Consider the following 20346-nt stretch of genomic DNA (forward strand, 5'->3'; position numbering starts at 1 on the left):
CTCCCCGATCAACCTTTTCTCAATTATCATATGTACGAAGCTAAAAGATAAACAAAAAGCAGCGTCCGTTTGGACACCACTTCTGTTCATGACGTAGCAAAAAATCAAACGAATGGTAGCGCATCTTCGTGTCGCGTATTTGCATTGATCAATCCACGGTTATGGAACGTCGAACTCAAGTCTGCATAATGTGTGGTAATCGGTAGTCGTGTCTTCAACAGCGAGTGGACATGCATGAACGACAAGCGATACACATCAGTCAAAATGGACTCAAACGGTAATACGCTCGTCTGTTGTACCACTTTGAGCGGTTTCGCCATACCAACACGCACGTGAGGGTTGGTCGAAAGAAGATAGCCCATGCGCTCTTTTGTATAACTAAGCCCTTGTGATGTCTTCCATTCCTTCTCATGAATCGCCATGCGTCGATTGACGTTCTTCAAAATTTCCACGTAGTCAAATCGGATTCCACGCGGAGAAAGAAGTGAATCGATGAGAGCCAAATCCTCACGGCCGAATCCATCTCGATGGAACGTGATATGGGCTGGTGCATGTCCGTACTGTTCTTCAAACGCATGAAGCGTGTCATAGATGATTTCAGTCATCGTCTCAGAACTGATTTTTTCGCCTGCCTCACTTGTCGAGAGTGACTTCTGTTTAATCATCGCCCCGTCTTTCCCAATAATTTGAATGATGCCCGATGCATGCTTTCCATTTTCATGGCTCACGTCTAACCCGACAAAACAATCCGAATGGAGCGGTTCACCGAGGATCCAAGGTTGCAGACCCGCCTTCACATATACACCGAGTAGAATGTTGTACAGCGTATCCTCAGAGTTCAGCACGCGGTCATGTAGCTCGACACATTGAGTCACTACATCATGTTTCCCACCAAATTCGCGTTTAATGGCTTGATACGAATGATCGAGTGATGCACCTTCTCCGATGACGATGACAACACCTTCAAAGTGTTTCGGGACATTCTTCAATTGGAACACCACATCTTCCGCCTGCAACATATCGATAGACAACGTTTGGCTCAAGCCCTTCGGTTTATTCGAGACGTTTAGCGTCACCCCGAAACGTTCAGACGTGGTCTGCAGTTTCTTGATAAAATCAAGGACTTGTTGCACTTTGTGGCGATCACGCAATTTCGGATCGACAAAGAAACTGACGGTCGCTTCCCCTTTTTCAAACACGCCACCTTGATTCAAACCACCCTTCGCATAGCTCGCCGTCTTCCCTTGACCGAAGCGCAGTCGCGGAGAAGATAACGTTTTGATTGTATAGCCGAGACGGGCTGCTCGCACATCTTGCCGCTCAAACCGGAGCATCGGCAGTCGACCGATCAAGTCGGTTGCTTCAGGCATCAGTTTCGACATCCGCGCGTCTGGCGACAATTTGATGATTCGATTGACTGCTCCAAGCTGTCTAGCCGGAATCGTTTCGAATGAACAACTCTGTTTTAGTTGCTCGGGTAAGTATGGAAGGATGTGATTGTTTCGATCTTTGACGTGTACGACGAGTGCGTCTGGGGCGATGATCCGCTTGGGATCCTTCTTTGCGAAATAATCAATGATTGAACACTTCATAATCGGACTCACTTCACTCGCTCGATAGGACGCGACTTCTACAAATTCATACTCATACGACTTCGGATGAGTCGAATCGATGACACGCATTCCCGCAGACACGGATTTCGGCTCACGCTTGAGCTGCTCTAGTAGGTTTTCGCGGTATTCAAATTGATGGGTCAAATCGAATCCGAATACAATTTCATCCGTCTGAGACACGTTCACGTTGAGATCTAGTGCCGGATAGATGAGTAGCCCACTTGTCGACTGTGGGTGCGCCTGTTTCGAGCGGAACTTCCCCCGGTTCATCATGTACTGCGGATGTCCCAATCGCTCCAACTGCTTTTTCAACAGTCGTTCGAGTAACGTTCGCTCGACGTTACGTGAAAGATTGATCGGACGAGCTTCGTATTGTAGAAACGCCTCGTTTCCCCATTGTTTGATTTCCTCAAACGAAGCAATGTACTGATCAAAGAACACAATCGGTTGAAAGTTGTTCAATTTATTTAATTGAAAAATCAACTTCCCACCTTGCGTATGTCGTGACGATGGATCCTGGAGCGGTACGGTATATAGATGGAGTGTCACTTCCGTTGCTTTTGTTAACGCTCGCCATTCCGTCAAATAGTACTGGTTCATCTTTCCCTCATCCTTCCCTGTGTGCAATCGTTCCATTCACTATAACGAATTTCCAAAGATTAGGGAGGCAAAATAATGGATAGGGTTCAAATTAGAAGTTGACTCATGAGACAAAAAAACTCCGTCACCCTGACGGAGTTACCATAATCAATTGGCTTCATAACTTTTTTCAATATATGGCTTCGCTTTTTCGAAATCTGCGGAAGAGTACAGCACTACTTCTAAATCACCCGTTCCATAATGTCCAATTCCTCGCATATCTCGTGTAAAGCCAGGTTCGAGCGTCACCGTGTCCGGATTAACTTTTACATACATGAGAATCTTTTGTGTGCTCGGATGAAATTCCACACAGGCGAAGTTTTTAATGCGCTTGTAGGCAATGTAATGTTTCGTAACGTTTTCCTGCACATCGTCACCGAGTGCCATGAGGTAAGACACAAGCGCATCAAATAAATCCTTCGACTCTAGCGTCGCTTGTTTTAAGTAGTCACTAACCGTCTTGCTTGCCACGGAAAAATCTGACGAAGTAGTGATAGGCTTCGCTGTCGTCGCATTAACGAGATCTAGTAACAACAGACCATTCTCATAATATTTGTACTGATATAATTCAATATTGCGGTTAATTTGCTTAACAGCGTGCTCATCGTACTTTGTAAACCCGCCAGCGATACAAACAAGACGTGGATTGCTCCAATCAATCGTATCGGACACGTCTTTTCCATACTGCTTCAAAATCGATAGTTCAAACTCTGCTTTGTGATCTAGTAGCCAGTCTAAGTAAAATAACCCCTGGCTAATCACATTCTCGTTTGTAGAACGTTTATATTCAATAATCACTGGCGAGTTATTCTCATCCAAACCAAGTGTATCAATTCGGCCACCATGTGTACGACCCGTGCTGTATTCAGAGGCGACAAAGCGGATACCAAGCAACTGCTCTAAATTTTTCTCGAAGAGTTGCTGCAGAGATTTTTCAATTGCCATCGATTGGCCGTATAGTTCTTCTGTTCCTTGCTCGCTTACTTGAAATAGTTTGAGATCACCCATGTTATTCTCCTTTTACACTTCTAATAACTGATCAGCTAATAAAAGTGAATATTCTTCTTTCGTATGAATGACGACTTCGTGCAACGCCCGTGTTAACGATACGTATAATCGTCGTGCCTCCTGAGGCGTGTCTACATAATTCACTTCATCCACGTCCATAATCAATACCGCATCGAATTCCATCCCACGTAAGTAATCAATCGTTGAAATGATGATTCCCTCGCTCACTTTTGTTTTTTCTGACTGAATGAGTTGCGTCGACAACTGTAATTTTGAATGTAAGAACGACGCACGTTCCATCGTCGGTGTGATGATGCAAATCGAATATTCTTCTTTTCTCCATCGAGATAGCACTTCTTTTAATTCACGACTCTTTTTCGATATTAGCAACTCGACCGGCTTTGCGTCCCTTTCAAATGGATCAATCCAACTAGTATCGTGGCCCGCATAAGCTAATAACGCTTTGGCTAGGTCAACAATTGGCTTCGCAGTACGGAACGTTTTTGTTAAGTACTCAATCGTCCAATTCGATCGTCCATGCATTTTAATCGCTTCCCATGATTCCAGCTCAAGCGCACGGTAGCTTTGAAGCGTATCGCCAAACACCGTCATCCCATAGCACAACTTCTCGAGCACGAAAACGTCGAGCGGTCGAAGCGTCTGTCCCTCATCGACAAAGAGATGACTCCATTTGTCGGGATATCCAGTCGTCTCATAATGAAGATACATCCAGAAGAAACGGTCAAGCTCAGTCGGACGTTTTAACTTATGCCACATTTCCAACAGTTCTTCTGGCTGCGTTTTTTTGAGATAAACGAGACGGCCTGGTTGCTTCATGATCGACCAAATCGTAGCCGCCTCAAGTTTCGTCGTTTTCTTCCAGAAGTCGACGATTTGTAGATACTCTCGTTTTTCACGGGCCAATTGCCGCTTCATATTTTCTTGCATTAACTGTTCAAGCGTACGAGTTTTCGTCGAATCTAAATCCCCGCTCCATCTCTGCATATCCGTAATCAGTTCGTTCTTATACTTCTCTTTGTTCAAGATAGATGTTCGTTCCGATTCACTGCGGATCATTTGTAAAATCCGTTCCGTTTGTGCGCGTCCAGGACGCTCTTGGCCGAACCAAATAGCCAGTGCCCGTTCATGTAATTCCTCTAAACCCTTAATCGGTTCGTATCGTCTAAGCAATACAGCGACGTCCTCGTACCATTCTTCGATCGCCGCTTCAGCCCATTCGAATAAATCTCGTCCTTGGTATAACGGAAGAAGTTCGTGAACGATACTCGCTGAAAAGTCTTTGGACGACACCGTCTTTAACCATTCATCAAATGCCATCGTTGACACCGATTGAATTTGTAAGTGTTCCGCGTCCTTCAACAGTTGATGAATCGTCGCCTCATTAGGAGCTAAATAGAGCATCTTCCGACGTTCATCTTGATACTGTAAGTAAGACATCCGGTGCAACGCCGTCAACGATTTCCCGGTCCCGGCCGCCCCTTGGACAATCATATATGTATTGGCCGGTGCTTGGATGATATGGTTCTGTTCGGCTTGGCGCGTCGCGATGAACCCGTCGATCGAGCGATCTTTTTGTTTCTTTGTCAGTTCCCGCTCCATGAAGTTCTCTTGTGGCACATCTGTTACAGGCGAAGGCTTTTTAAACGTCGCCTTGATTTGATTCGTAAACCGTTTCGTCAGTGACGCAGGACGTCGTTTTGTGTCACGACGATGACTCGCCTGCACGACGCGTCGTTGTTTCCGGTCAAGTTCGAGCTGCGTCATCCCGATGATGTCACCGCCCGGCATCTCAATCGTCTCCCCGTTGAACATAGATGCACGCATCGCCATTTCACTCCGCCAATCAAGGACGAGTGGAATCTCAGGCGAGCTCGGATGGGCCACCCCGAATTTACCAACCGGATACGTCTCTTCTTCGCCTTCGTCCTCAACCACAAATGTGAAAGAATACAGCTCGTTCAATGCGTCTTCGTATTGTTGTCGTTCCTGTGCATTCTCCGAACGACGTGAGTGCCCCCGCATATCAATCATTTCATAGTCGCTTGATTCAAGTCCTGGCTTCTCACCGTGTGGTTTGCCATGCAAATGCGATTCGATGACAAGACAAAACTCATCGAGTCGACGTTGTTCATTATCTAATACTGCCTTCATCACTTGCACCTCTGGTATTTTGATATCCTCATTTTACCAAATTCAAAAGTCATTAAGTGCTATATTTTCGTGAAATTAGGTAAATCCTCACGTGTAAGTTAGAAGCAATTGTCACCCAGTACAATTTTTATCTCCCGTTATTTATATATGGGCGTTATAATGTTAGTTGATTCCTAATTACACTGGAAACATTCCCTATGTTTGGAATGAGGCGACCATCACACCATTGTTTTTGAAAGAAAGAAGGATTTCACTATGACGCAATCAACCCAAAAAAAGACAGCTGATCTATTTAAGTTTTTAGCAGCCGTCAAACGAATGGATATACGAACAGAAACCACTACCAAAAATTACGACTTACTCTTGTCTCCCGTAGCGCTCACCTACCCAAACGTGCGGGTCCAACAGGAAGATGAGTTATCGATCGAAGTTCATTTTCTTGCGCCGTTTGCCAAAAAGCGTCCGAGCTTGCCACGAGAACTTTTCGCCTACGTCCTTCAAGACGGTGACACGTATAAACGTACTGAACTTTTCCCGGAGAAGCTTGATTCCGTCTTCACTGACTTTTTAGAATCGCTTGACGTTTGGGCGAAAGAAAAGACGGCGCACGAATCTGCCCGTCAACTGTATGACACGATGTATCGGACCTTGCAACTTCTCTCGACTGAGAGTGATACATACGAGCTCATCTATTCGTTCGGGATGTTGCACTGGCCAAACGATAGCGTGGAGCGCCCATTGTTCACACGGGCGGCTGTATTGGAATTCGATCAACAAAAAAGCCTTTTCCGTATCGAGGCGTCGGCGTTGCCAACGAAGCTCGAGCTCGATATGCTCGACCGCGATCACGTCTGGATGTCAGCCGAATTGTCACGTTACGAGGTCGACTTCAAAGAAGAGTTGGCATTCGATTTTAAACCGTGGACCGAAACTGATCTTGAACAACAGTCGCAGCGCGTTTTGAAGCTATTAAGCGATGATCATGCTTACGGTGACATCGCTACCGTTTATGCGATGCCAGGCATGCGATTATTCGTTCGGAAGAAATCAGCCCACGCGTGGGTCGAGGAGCACGAGAACTTGGCGACACTCATCGAAGATGGGATGTCCCCTTCGCCTGCTCTGCAACAGTTTTTGACGTCGAATGACGAAGAGATTCATGCGCTTGACGAATTAGACCGAGAAGTATGGAAACCTGTCGGTGAAGAGATCCTCTTCCCACTCCCGTATAACGAAGAACAGAAACGGATTTTGAGTCAGTTGAGCAACCATGCGGGTGTCGTCGTCCAAGGGCCACCTGGAACCGGGAAAAGTCACACCATCTCAAACTTGATTTCGCACTTGCTCGCCCACGGGAAGCGCGTCCTCGTCACGAGTGAGAAAGAACACGCGCTTCACGTCTTGCGAGACAAGTTGCCAGAACAAATCCGTCAACTCGCCGTCTCCGTACTCGGATCCGATTCGAAGACGACGAAGCAGACAGAGAGCTCGCTCCAAGAAATCGCGTCTTACTTGAACCGTACGACCGCTACTGAACTTGATACACAAGGTAAGCAAAAACAACAAAAGCTCTATGACACGCGCGAGGAAATCGCCCGATTACGCCGTAAAATGATTGAACAAGCCGCAAGTGAACATACGAATTTGAGCTATATGACCGAATCACGGACGCCGACCGATTGGGCAAAATGGACGAGTGAGCAGAAAGTCACGATGCAACTCCCACTCCCTATCCTTGAAGAGACGTGTCCACTCTCAGCGGAAGAGTTGGCGGATTTTTATCAACTCATGGCAGAACGGTCTGCGCTCGACAGCAATGTGGATTTGAACAAGTCCCCAAGCACTCAAAGCTTTCCTGATCGTGACGTGTATTCGACCGACGCGGAAGCCTACCATCGACTGTCAGACTTGGCAGATCAGTACGCATCCTCAGAATGGCTACTAAAGAAGCCTCTCGCCACCCGTCAAGAGCTGCTTCAACAAATCGAGACGCTGTTACGTACTGTGAAAGAACTGCCTGAATGGGTGCGCGATGTCTATCGACACTGGGCAACGCACCGCAATGACTACGACCAATGTGAACGCGATTTGAAGAAGTTCGAGTATGACGCTCTATCATTAGAGGAAGTAGAGCGCCGGATCGCTGTTCATGAAGTGACGCTCCCTTCTACGCTGCCTGAGAATTTCTGGACACTGTTAGACGAGTTAGGTCTGTTGCTCGACCAAGGGAAAACAAATGGATTTTTCTTTAAATTGACACAACGAAAACGCTATGCAGTCCTCCTAGACGAAGTCAAAATCGATGGGAAAGCGCCACAATCCTCTCGTGATTTAGCAATCTTGAAACAACGAGATGAGTTTGAACAAAATCTCACCAAACTCACACGCCATTTCCGATACATTTGTGAGCATTATCAATTTGACTTAGAGACACCGACGTTTACGTCTTATCGAATGGTCCGCCAAGCTTTCCGAGAATGGAACGCCATTCTTCCCAACTATGTCGAATCGATCGTTCCAGTTATTCAAGTGTATGGAACACGCGCTTTCCACTATGAAGAGAAATGGTTACGACAAGCGAAAGAAGACCTCGAACAATCATTTGTACTTGATGAATTGAAACGCCTTCAACAAGTCCAGGATGATCTAGTAAGTGTGTTTACAAAAGATCATACGCACTCGTCCGCCTTCCGTTTGAAACAAGCAATCGAATCATGGGACAGTTCACTCTATGCGAAATCGCTCGATGAACTCCAACTGCTCGAACAGCAAAACGCGAAAGCGACTCGGTTGAAAGGATTAATTGAGCGACTAAAACAAGTCGCGCCAGGTTGGTTGAACGCGTTTTACGACGGGACGGCCCCGACGCTGCAACTCCAGACGTTCGAACTCGACTGGAAAGTCGCCCGCGTCTTGACGCTACTCGAAGCACTCAGTGACGATGACTATCGGGAGAAAATGAAGCAGCTGGAGAAAGAGGAAGGAAAAGCGACAGCGGACTTGTGTGCGACGTATGCGTGGAAAGAACAGCTCACACGAATGACACCGTCGAAACAAGAGCGCTTGAACAGTTGGGCGAAGTTGATTCGCCAGATCGGGAAAGGGACCGGGAAACACGCGGCACGTCATAAACGCGACGCAGCTCGACAAATGGCCGCAGCCCAAGACGCCATTCCGGTATGGATTATGCCGGTGAACCGAGTCCTCGAATCGTTTAAAGAGATCGATGAGTTGTTTGACGTCATCATCTTTGACGAGAGCTCACAAAGCACGATGGACGCGATCTCGCTCCTATCTCGTGCTCGAAAAGCCATCATCGTCGGAGATGACCGCCAAATCAGCCCGACGACGTTCCAAGACCAAAACGCGATTCAAGAGAAGAAAAAGACGTACTTCGGCAACGATACGACGATGACACTGTTTGATGGCTCATCAAGCCTGTATGACCTCGCCTCGGTCAAGTTCAGCGCGACGGTCGGACTACGTGAACACTTCCGCTGCGTACCGGAGATCATCGGCTTCAGTAACGCCCATGTGTATGAAGGACGCATCGTTCCGCTTCGTCTGCCACAACGGGCTGAGCGATTGACACCGGCGGTACAGAGCGTCTTTGTCGAAGATGGTAACGTCGCCGAAACGACGAAAGACAAGTTCAACGTCCCGGAAGCGAAAGCGCTCGTCGACCACTTGAAACAATTGATTGACGATCCGCGTTATGCGAAGCGTACGTTCGGGGTGATCTCGCTTCTTGGGAAAGTGCAGACTGAACAGATCGAACGGATGGCGACTGATTTGATCGGCATCGATAAGTTGATTGAACATAACGTCCGCTTTGGTGACGCCTATACGTTCCAAGGTGATGAGCGTGACGTCATGTTGCTGTCACTCGTCGTCGCACCGAACCGTCGTTTTGCGGCACTCACGAAAGAGACCGACAGTCAGCGCTTCAACGTTGCGGCGAGCCGGGCTCGGGATCAAATGATTTTGTTCCATTCCGTGACACTGCAAGACATCGGCAATCAGAACTGCATGCGCTATAAACTCGTCAACTATTGTCAAAACCCGCTCGGTGATCAAGAATCGTTCGAAGCGGTTCAGCACTTGTTCGACTCTCCATTCGAAGAAGAAGTGTATAAGCGCTTGACGAACCGCGGTTACCTCGTCCGTCCGCAAGTTCAAGTGAACGGCTATCGCATCGACCTCGTCGTCGAAGGCGAATCGAACCGTCTTGCTATCGAATGTGACGGTGAGCGCTGGCATGGACCTGATGTGTACGAACAAGACATGTTCCGTCAAAAAGTGCTCGAACGGGCCGGTTGGACATTCTGGCGCGTCCGTGGTCGTCACTTCTACCGCGATGCCGATCAAGCGATGGAACCGTTATGGACGTTGCTTGATGAGATGGGGATTGAGCCGATACGGTTGAACAATTGAAATAAGTCTAACTTTGAATGATATTAACTGATTAAATAAAAGTCGTCCTTAATGAACTTAGAAGTTCATTAAGGACGACTTTATATTTTACTTATCTTGATTAATCTTTGCTATGGACACTATTACTCCAGCTACCAACACCATTAAAAATATTCCTACCTGGACAATAGCATTCATCCCTTTTTTCATAAATCTTTGAAGTTCTTTAATTCCTTCAGCTTTTCTTACACCATTTTGCTTGAACTCATCTAATAAACAATCCCTTACTGCATCATCAAGTTTACGATCTTGATCCGTAATAACCTCAATGATTTTTTCATTGTTCAAGTCATAACTCTCGATACTTTGCTTAGAATGCTTTAGGGCATAATCCAACATAGTCTCGTAAGATTTACATACAATCTTGAAAGGAAAAGCAATAGGTTCAAGTAAACCAAATTTCATATTTGAACCTTTATTTAATACGTTTTTCAAACTTACTGCCCAATCATTATTTTCATCTTCCGGACTACCAACCAAAGTGAAATCAGCCATTTTGTTTTCCTCCTTAAAATATGATTGTTTTCTTAAGTAGATAATATCATGACAAAAAGACAATATCAATACTAAAAGTAAAATATTTTACATTTAGTATTCTTTTTATCAAATTGTGCTATTATTGTTACGAGGTGAATTATATGGCTAATAAATTCTTAATTGAACTCGGAATACATCTTCCTGAAATCAGAAATCAGTTCTCATTAACTCAAGAAGAATTCTCATCACTGCTTGGTATGAGCCGACCAACGCTTATTAAAATCGAGCAAGATCCAACTCGTCTTACAAAAACAATTGCTATGACACTTTATGTTGCTGTTCAATATTTAATTGAAAAAGACAAAGTTGTGCTGAACAATTTGAATCCGAACAATTTTGATAAGGTAGATTCTGTTCCACAATTACTTCAAATTATCACTTCAAAAACTTCTATATCTCCTTCTTCAATTCTCGGAGGGACTATTAGCGTTTTAGGAAGTAAAGTACTGAGTAATGTTTCTATGTCTTCTATAGGATCATTCCTAGGAAAAATCAAAAAAAAATCCTCAACCGAGGATTCTGATGCTTTAGAACACCTACCTTTAAAAAATGAATTACAAAAAAGCATCGATTTTGAAGCATTAAGTAAAGTTTGGGACAATAAAGCAGCCTCAGATTTAATTGAAAATAATTTAAATGCAGTGAACAAAAAAGAAAAAAACTGTCTCCAATTTTTTAATCTAGAATCATGGAATGTTATTGAATTCATGAATCAACTAGAAGAGTCGTAAACTAAAAAAGCTAAGTCAATATCAAACTATGCCATAAAAACTGGATAGTTCGGTTTGACTTAGCTTTTTAATTCAATCAGCTTACCCCCAACGCCTTAAACACCGCATCAGTCGGATCAGAGTAAAACACTGGCTGCACTTTCACTAACAAGTCAGGAGGAACGGTTTGTAAGTCCATCACAGATGCTGCCGGAATCAACACTCTTTTCGCCCCTGCATCCACGCAAACCTGAAGTACGTTTGCGAACTCCGATACTTTTGCGATAGTGCCTCCGACTGTCATATTACCTATGATCACGGTCGATTCTTGCACTGGTTTCTCGAGTGCCCCAGAGCAGAGCCCGATCAACTCTGCAATCGCCAGCTCACTTGTCAGACCGATTCCTTGTAGGTCACTAATGTGCATCAAGTAATCTTTCGTTTTCGTGCTAATTGTATTACTAATCGTCTTGCTGTTTGAAGTAAAGTAACGAAACGCTGTGTCTAGACTCTCACGCGCTCCGCGATGTGTCCCGACTCCAGACTTATCAAACTTACCTGTACCGCTTACGACTTGGTTCTCTATTTTATAGACGCCAATCATGCCAGAGTCACTTTGCCCGACAACATACACATGACCCGGTTTCCCCATACCTTCTGGAATGAGCTTGCCGCCTCCTTGTTCAGGTACGGACACGTACTCTTCCGCCATCGTCTCTTTGTTGAGATAAGAGAACATGACATCGTAAAATTCCATGCCACCAATCTTTTTCAGCTGCTCTTTAACACGGCGACGTCCCTCAAGCGCATACTGTAGAACTTCTTCGACATCAGCTCTCGTATATTCGCCATGGGGATAAATCAACTTCATTAATCCCGATACCGTTTTACGAACGGCAATCGTGTCACGCTGATTTAAGTTATTACCGAGGCGATAGTACAAATCAATACTATCTGCAAATGAACGCTTACGCATTTCTCGGAAAAACTCAGCAATATAATCCACGATGAATCCGTATTTATTCGTGAAGAAATCCGGTCGCATTTTCGGAATTTCCCATCCAGGCAAATAATAATGCATCCGATCGAAGAAAGCCGTATCATTCGCCATTTCCTCGGGGAACGGCGCGAATAAGTGAGACGTCTTCAGCAAGACGTCGACACTCTGATTAATATTCCCGACGAATACCATTGATGCACTAGCGTTTTTCTCTTCTTTCCCTCGAGCGAACGAGCCAGATGCCATATAGTCTTTCATAATTTGAATGCCATCTTTGTCTTTAAATCGAATCCCCGCGACTTCATCAAACGCGACACAGTCCCACATTCCGACGAGCCCAATTTTCCGAGTCGACATATTGTAAAAGAGGTTGGCGACTGTTGACTGTCCACCTGATACCAAAATCGAGTTTGGTGAGATTTCCTTATAGACATGAGACTTCCCAGTGCCGCGAGGTCCAAGCTCACATAAGTTATAGTTGTTCTCCACGAGTGGGACGAGACGAAGCAACAAATGCCACTTCACTCGTTCCTCAAGTTGCGTTGGTTCCATGCCAATCGAACGAATCAAGACATCAATCCATTCAGATTTCGTGAACTTAGCTCGTCCTTCAAACACCTCATTAATATCCATATTTGGCATTTGAATCGGCTGCAAGTTGCTCACACTGAACGGACTCTTATTGCGTGCCTCCTCGTCGTAAAAATAGTCAATTTTAATCATGCACCAAATCCCACCGACTAGAAGCTTATCAAACTCTTTTACGAAGGATGAAGGGACAGGCACACCCTTCAATCCTAAATTGGAGAACTCGGCTTCGTACACATCAAGTTTTGGATTCAACGCGACGGTCACTTTATCGATGATTGAATATTGACCAATCTCTCGAATCCGTGACTTTACTTTCTCTGCCTCATCTGGTCTCACAAAATTATCCGAGAGGATTTTCTTTACTCGTTCGATACCATCCTTGATACTGGCTTCATCGTCCGTCGCACAGTACATACCAAGTAAGTACTCTAGTACATAGACAGGAACGTTGGCTCCTTCTTTGATCAATTTCGTTAAGTCTTTCCGAACAACTCGACCGGCAAACGCCTCATTTAATTTCTGATCAAGATTCACTGACATCGTCTCTTCCATCTCCTCCCTCCTCGCACATTAAAAATCAAAGTCACTGACAATCCCTAAATTAATTGTAAACGGAACTCGTTCTGTCACTATCCCTGTTTCTGTATCTTTAATGATCAAGTCATACGATTGATTCCGATCATACGTTTTGCCTTTCAAAACAAATTGAAGTTTAAATGTTCGTTCCATTGGATCACTTGATACACGGTCCCCAATGACTGTTTCTTCGTTCGAAAGCACGTTACCTTCCTGATCGGCCATATAAATGACAACGGTACGTGACTTTGTTTTCTCCTCAACTTTTTCCGTTTGGAAGAAATTCAACGTAAAGATACTGTTCGTGATTTTATTGGCTGTACTCGTCAGTTTAATATCAACTTTCGTGATTTGTTGCGTATCTTTTTGACCGCTTCGTTTGTTTTTGTATGACAACAAAGGCACCATGACTTCTTGAAGACTTACCCCACCATGGTTGAAATTCACTCCAGATCCTTGCATTCGGTTTCGAAGTGAACCGTTTGGTACGTATGCGATGAGACTATTTTCATTTTTAATGACCGAATTCAAATCAATTGTGATTTGACCTGCGACTTCTGTTTTCACAGTAGACAACGCATATCGATGTTTTGTTTCAATCATGTCGACTTGTACTTTCTCGATCTTGTCACTTTGTTCTAAAGGCTGGCGCTGGTACAAGAATCCATGGTCGGCAGTAATTAAAATATTCGTCCCTGACAAATCATCACGAATCATCTTGATCAAAGTAGACAATTCATTTAACGCTTTTTCCACTGCATCAAATGTGTACATCTCAGTTAATACTTTATCTCCCATAGCATCAATACTGTCGTGATAAATGTAAATCAGCTTTTTCCCTTTAAACGTCTCACGACGACCTGCCTTATTCATATTCATCATCTCTTGATAATGAATTGCCATACTATCGGTTACTGTCGACTCAAGAATGGCTCTTCGGTTTTCTAATCCTGAAGTACTTTGCCCGTTCACGTAAACCTGACCTTTTGTATTCATATCGAGTGTTTGGTGCGGGAGCAAAGATGCCATGCCTAGTTTGGTGACAGAAGGAACAACTCCTAACATGGATTGGATTTCACATGTCCCTAACGTCTCATTATTCAATCTTTCCGCCAGTTCTACTCCAATCTCATATCGGAACGCGTCAGAAATAATCACGAAGACGCGATCTCCTTTTCGAATAGACGGGGCAACCATAGATGAATAGAATTGTTGTTGATTCAACACACCCGGTAACGACCACTTTTCAGTCATTTCTGCTTTCACAGCTTGAGACCAGTAGACATTCAATTCTCCCATGAACCAATGTGTGTAGAGATGTTCTACCATTTCTTTTAGCTTCATGAAGATTTCAATATTACTCTCCGAGTCAAATGCCACATAAAATTTACGATAATATGTATCCATTTGATAATAAATTGTTTGATAATCTTTGAACAAATCGATTGCTGGTTTAGTTGAAAGTACCTGTTGGTGCGTCTTATAAAATTCGTTCATCTTGACCGCATAGAAAAGCCCTTCATACACGTTTTTAAATTGATGATAATAATGTTTGGCACGTCTCAATTGAATCAATTTAATGTAAGCATCGTAATCCTCGCGCTTTTCCAATAAACCGTTCGCGATATAAATAATGATAGCTCGATCGATAGACGGGAACGTATCAGCCTTTTTAAATTCATCGATTGGCATGTGTTGTAATAATTGAGTTAATTGAATTTCATCTTCCACCATTTTGATATACCGTTCGAACACTACATTGTCAGTTCGATGATGCATCCAATGGTCGATAAATACTAAGCAATTCGTGCGATTGCGTTTTGCTAAAAATGCATCGATGTTTGTTAAATACTGCTCGTTAATTGAATGACTAAATGCCGTCACTGCTAAATGGATAAACAACGTTTTAAGAGACGGTGTCTCACGTTCGTATCCATATTTTTTAGAGACGTACTCCCAGAAAATATCCGTATTAAAAAATTTGTCGAGTTGCAGCAAATATTTATTTTCGATGTCTTCTAATGTATCGAGTAGAACGATTTTTAATACTTCTTCAAAATTAGGAACTTTAACGTTACATAGAACACTCATAACTGCCAACTCAATCAATTCTTCATCGTAAGTCTCAATCCCAAGTGCTTGAAACTTACGATAGCGTTCTTTGTTGAGGAAGAAGCGTTCATGTTTTTTGACAACACCTCGGAAAGATGGGTCGATTTTGAGCTCACTTAGAATAAGCGAGACACGATCAGCGTAAAATGCTTTCGCATAATACATCGTATCTGCTAACCAATTGTTCTCTGCCCCAAGTTCAAGTGAGGTATAGATTAAATACGAAGTATTTGGTTGTTCTTTCTCGAGCAAATGTTTCGTATAAAACTGATTATTTTCTGTTAAGACATGCACTTGCACATCATCGATATGAAGTTGGTCAATGTCTTCTATAAACTCTTGATCTTTATCAATCCAAAATATTATTTTTCGCGTCTCTCCATCTTTTAAGGACTCTTGGAACTGTTCTTTTAGAGTGGAGACGATTTGAGTAAGGTTCACACTATCCACCTCGAAGTCATAAAATTTCTAAAAGTAATCAAAACAACAGCTCAACATCATGATTTGTTTCGAATTGATTTTTAGACACACTATCACTACCAATTGCTTCAACTTTATCTATAAAAGTTAGAACGTTAGCCATCGTCCGAACTATAAAATCGGCTTCTACACTATTCAAAATATCATTATCATGAGCAAAGCTTTGATTGTTTCGTACGTTGTTGTATTCATCAAACAAGGAAATGCTGGCTTGAATCGCTTTTATGGTGAATGAAGATTCAAATAGTTGTTCTGTTTCGTACTTCTTTTTAAGCATGCCTGCTAAACTATGTAGAGGCAAGTTATTCCCTTTTTCATTTTGAATCGAAATACCATGATTTAAGCAAATTTGGCGCAACATTTTTGTTGAAAAAGTGTGTAGGCGATCTAATACGAGAATAGGTTGTTGTCTTAAAAGTGACTGACGTATATCTTCTAAAAGTATTTTTAGGGTCTCTTCTTCTCTTTCGGGAAAATCGATGTCAGAATTCGTTTCAATTAATCGTTGTGTAATATCTCGCAACTCAGTCATTAATTTTGTTTGTCGATCAGTCGGAGAAATCCCGATCCTAGTTTGATAGTCATCATAGTAACCTAGTAATTCGTTCATCAACTTTCCGACTATTAAATCTGATTCTTGATTCCAGAATTGACGTAATTTATTTGCTTTAGAACAGTGTTCTTCATAACCTCTGTCCGAATAAATATTTAAATTCACAGTATCAGCAATAAAACTTTGAAAAGTAGCATTAGTAAAATCTAACACATAGCCACCAGACATCTCGAACATTTCTTCAAATTTCGCTTTTTCTAGTGCCGATAGGTTAGCCATCTTCAATCCTCCAAAGTTTTAGTGAATACAAAGTGCCTGTGTAGAACACACAGACACTTATTTAATCCTTCAGTTAATTTTTGCAACAAGCCCTTTAAATTTCTCATAGTTTACTTTGACACCATCATCCAAATCAATCTCAATTTGTTGATCAGCCATATGATGCAACAATTCATCGTAAGCCTTCAACTCATCAATTTTCTTATCCAAGGACTTCAGCATTTTCTTCGAATTGCTGATTTCTTTAGTTGTGGAATCACCCTCAATGACAGCAAGCAAATCTTTCTTCTCAGCGTCCATTCGATTTTGTACCTCATGAAGATAGTCCGTACGAATTCGTGAGAGGGTTGTTTTATCGTAACGATGCATGTAAATAAGACAGTTAAATGCTTTTTCTTTTCCAGAGGTGAACAACCAATAGATTGGACGTTTTTTGTAAGTCTGGATATGATCTTTATAGAAATCATTTAAGAAATAACGTCGTAGTGTTTCTCTCGATGTTTCATTCGATTTACGTCCTAATGCGTCAGCAATAAAACTCAAGTTATCCTCTAAAGTCTCTTCACTAAACGTAACTCTTACAAAATCGATTACTTTTGTGACGATATCATCTTCAAAGTATGCCTCCGGTAAAATAGGGATAATATTGTCTTGGTCAGCAGGGAAGATTTGATAACGTGAAAAATTAAATTCTCCTCCAGCGTAGATGAGACCTTCTTCATCGAGAGAGTAGCGACCATACATACATCCAATGGCGTACGACAGGAATTTTTTTGTATCTCGTTCTGACTTTGAATTGAAGATCGTAACTCCCTGCTTTTCAATTTTCGGAGAGATTTCTTTTTGTAAATCATACATTTCAATAAAGATTTCATTCAATCTCTCTTCATTAAACACTAACTTATTAATATTATGTTCAAGAATTATTTGCCAAGCATTAAATGCACTCTCTATTCTTAAATCATCTTTTCGTAGCATTAAAAGTGGATTCATTTTAAAATCCCAAGAAGTTTCTTCTAAATCCCAATTATCTTTAGAAATTCTTATATTTTCCTTAACTAAATCGACTATTAAATCTTTATTATTCCATTCTTTTATCGGTAATGATCCAATCGTTCCTGGTTGATAATTCAGTGTTGGATTAATCAAAGGAAATATTACTTCAACTATTTTTGAACTCAGATAGCCCAGAATAATGTATAGTTCATCGATATTTTCATTATCGATAAATAGAGATGAACCCGAATTATCAAATAAAAAGCCAGAATTAAAAAAGCGAGAACTAAATTTTCCAGAACTAAGAGCAGACCAGGTAATCCCTGGTTTGAATATATATTCCAGATTATAATTATGTGATCTAACTTTGCCTTTGGCATCTGTAAAATTTCTTATTTTCTCTCCGTCATTTTCCCAATTCACAACATACTCATTATTACCATACCATTTTCTGTATTCTCCGCCCTTGTTATATGGAAACCATTTGCATTTACTAACTAAGGCTTCCTCTCTTAACCTTGCAGAAAGCTTGATTTTTTGCCATTCTACTTCGTGCCAAAACCTTAAAAATTGTTCATTGCTTGCTGTTGCCATTCCTAATCTAGGAGATGAAATACTCGCTATATTCTTACTCTCACTAAAAACCTTCAGCAATTGATTAGACGTCCAAAAAGCAATTGGGTGACCAGGTATTTTAGAAAAATTAAACTGCTGAAAAGAATATCTATAGGATACTTCAGGATACTTTACGGCCTCTAATGCTTTTATAGACTGATTTGAAGCCCCACGAAAATCAGAAAGTTTGATATACTCTCCATTAATATCAACACGATAATTCTTTAATGTAAAAGTACAAATTGGAACTGTTGCTCCCTCAAATCCTGAATACTCAAGTTGAACTAATGTACTAATGTTTTTATTTTTAACAATTTTATTCCTTAATTTTTCGTAAGAAGAAATAAACATCCATACAAATGGTGTCATGAATCCTATTTGCCCGTGTTTTTTTGTAACCTCAAAACTATACTCTATAAATGCAGAGAATAAGTCTGATTTCACATCTGGATAATTCGTATTTAAATAGGTAGCTACTTCAGGAGTGACATATTTTGAACCGGCATAAGGTGGGTTCGTCACAAATACATCGTATTGCGTATTCATTAGGACTGCTTGTGTAATTAATGACTCGTAAAGTGGTAAATTCCTTTCTTTCTTTTCTATTTCAAATAAATCGCCCGTTTGTTCCTGTAGATTTTTTAAGCGCCCTATTAAATAATGGTAATCAAACTCTTCTAATTTTAGTAGAGAACCAATTGCTTTCGCATGCTGAAATTGAGTAATGAAAAGTTTCATTTTTTCATAAGACTCGCCTGAAGATTCGCCACTCAAAAAAACAATATCTTCATCTATTAATACATTAGTTTCTTGAATCGCTGTAAGATTCATAACGAGTCCTTCTCGTTCAATGTTTCTTAAAAATCGTTTATTGTACTGGAGCGCTTTCATCACGACAGAAAAACTTGCCAATTGGTAAGCTCGGTCATCGATATCGAGTCCATATAAATTGTTCTCGATAATTAGACGAGGGATCTCCCGTTCCATATATCCACACTTTATATAAATTTCGTAAAGTACATCAAACATGTACACAAGGATATGTCCACTTCCCATAGCCGGATCAAAGCATTTAATTTCTTCAACACTTAAATTTTTATTGATGTATGGCTCAATTTTTTCTTCGAAATGTGAATCTTGACTTTCTAAGAAGAACTCCCAGTTTTGCAGTAATTCTTTTTGCTCTGGATGCGATTCAATCCAGTATCGTCCTAACGCATTTTGTACCATGTAGCGAACAATCCACTCTGGCGTAAACAATTGCGTCGCATACGGTAATTCTTCAGCCTTATATCGCTTCTTCGCTTTAATAACCCGTTCGTTTTCTTCAGAAATATAATACTGATATAGCCAACCGATAATCTCAACTTTCTTCCAATCTTCCTCAGCAATCACTTCATAATTCGTCATTTTTCTCACAAATGAATCTGTCCCCAGCAATCCTTCGGGGAATAATATTTCCTTATAGTCCTCGATTGACTCAAACATGAAAGGCATATATCGATTTAAATCGTTACAGTGTACTTTAATTAAATATTTGAAAAGTCCATCCGTGTCATTATTCATTTTTAATTCATAGACTAGTTTTTTATCTACCTCTAAATCAAGTGATAGTGCTTCTCTCATCATGTCTGGTTCTACACTCTCTTCATTCGAAGAAGACAAGACACGAACCTTTGTCGGAAGGTACTCATTTACTTCCATAAAACGCAACGCAACGAGTCGGTTGAACCATGTATACGCAGTCTCATCCATCACACGTTCGAAGCCAATTTCATCAATACGTGCAATCAATTTATTCCGCTGCTTTCTTTCAACATGGGAAAGATGGATACCGTCAATAAAGACGGCATCCGAGCTTTCTACGTTTGCGGTTTGAATCAAATCTTTTGTGATTCCAATTTTGCGTGCCTGCAGTTCAACACGCTCCAATAGCTCTCGTCGAGCCTCAGTTGCGAATTTTTTTAACGCACCTTTATTCATCTCAGTCAC

10 protein-coding genes are annotated in these 20346 nt (G+C 41.9%); 2 read left to right on the plus strand and 8 right to left on the minus strand.

All coding sequences use genetic code 11. The features are described 5' to 3' along the window. Positions 1-104: 104 nt before the first annotated feature. From EVJ26_RS09605 to EVJ26_RS09615, 3 genes are all read right to left on the minus strand, one after another. Positions 105-2213 carry a Piwi domain-containing protein gene (locus EVJ26_RS09605; protein WP_161567616.1) on the minus strand — a complete coding sequence of 703 codons (2109 nt, stop codon included), beginning with the start codon at positions 2211-2213 and terminating at the stop codon, positions 105-107. A 147-nt stretch (positions 2214-2360) separates the two neighbouring features. Beyond that, positions 2361-3260 carry a DUF5655 domain-containing protein gene (locus tag EVJ26_RS09610; protein ID WP_131470333.1) on the minus strand — a complete coding sequence of 300 codons (900 nt, stop codon included), beginning with the start codon at positions 3258-3260 and terminating at the stop codon, positions 2361-2363. 12 nt (positions 3261-3272) lie between these two features. Next, positions 3273-5432 (minus strand): AAA family ATPase, encoded by a 2160-nt coding sequence (locus EVJ26_RS09615; RefSeq protein WP_131470334.1) that lies wholly within the window; start codon positions 5430-5432, stop codon positions 3273-3275. 255 nt (positions 5433-5687) lie between these two features. On the opposite strand from EVJ26_RS09615, the gene EVJ26_RS09620 reads away from it, so the two are divergent. Continuing rightward, on the plus strand, positions 5688-9866 hold the full coding sequence (locus tag EVJ26_RS09620) for an AAA domain-containing protein (RefSeq protein WP_131470335.1): 4179 nt from the start codon (positions 5688-5690) through the stop codon (positions 9864-9866). Positions 9867-9953: 87 nt separating this feature from the next. On the opposite strand, the gene EVJ26_RS09625 is transcribed toward EVJ26_RS09620, so the two are convergent. Next, positions 9954-10400, minus strand: a complete 447-nt coding sequence (locus EVJ26_RS09625; RefSeq protein WP_131470336.1) for a hypothetical protein — start codon at positions 10398-10400, stop codon at positions 9954-9956. Between the two features lie 143 nt (positions 10401-10543). Here EVJ26_RS09625 and EVJ26_RS09630 point away from each other — a divergent pair, with 143 nt between their 5' ends. Then, positions 10544-11173, plus strand: coding sequence for a helix-turn-helix domain-containing protein (locus EVJ26_RS09630; RefSeq protein ID WP_131470337.1), 630 nt, complete (start codon positions 10544-10546; stop codon positions 11171-11173). Between the two features lie 76 nt (positions 11174-11249). Here the strand turns inward: EVJ26_RS09630 and brxL are convergent, their stop codons facing one another. The 4 genes from brxL to pglX all read right to left on the minus strand — a co-directional run bounded on the left by brxL (position 11250) and on the right by pglX (position 20337). Further along, positions 11250-13295, minus strand: coding sequence for a protease Lon-related BREX system protein BrxL (gene brxL / locus EVJ26_RS09635; protein WP_131470338.1), 2046 nt, complete (start codon positions 13293-13295; stop codon positions 11250-11252). A gap of 18 nt (positions 13296-13313) precedes the next feature. After that, on the minus strand, positions 13314-15872 hold the full coding sequence (gene pglZ, locus EVJ26_RS09640) for a BREX-1 system phosphatase PglZ type A (protein WP_131470339.1): 2559 nt from the start codon (positions 15870-15872) through the stop codon (positions 13314-13316). Between the two features lie 37 nt (positions 15873-15909). Continuing rightward, positions 15910-16743, minus strand: a complete 834-nt coding sequence (locus EVJ26_RS09645; protein WP_131470340.1) for an abortive infection family protein — start codon at positions 16741-16743, stop codon at positions 15910-15912. 69 nt (positions 16744-16812) lie between these two features. Further along, positions 16813-20337: a BREX-1 system adenine-specific DNA-methyltransferase PglX gene (gene pglX / locus EVJ26_RS09650; protein ID WP_131470341.1), complete on the minus strand. Its 3525-nt coding sequence runs from the start codon at positions 20335-20337 to the stop codon at positions 16813-16815. Positions 20338-20346 lie beyond the last annotated feature (9 nt).

Origin of the sequence: Exiguobacterium sp. SH3S1 (assembly GCF_004337105.1) — a bacterium.
GTDB classification, from domain to species: Bacteria; Bacillota; Bacilli; order Exiguobacteriales; family Exiguobacteriaceae; genus Exiguobacterium; species Exiguobacterium aurantiacum_A.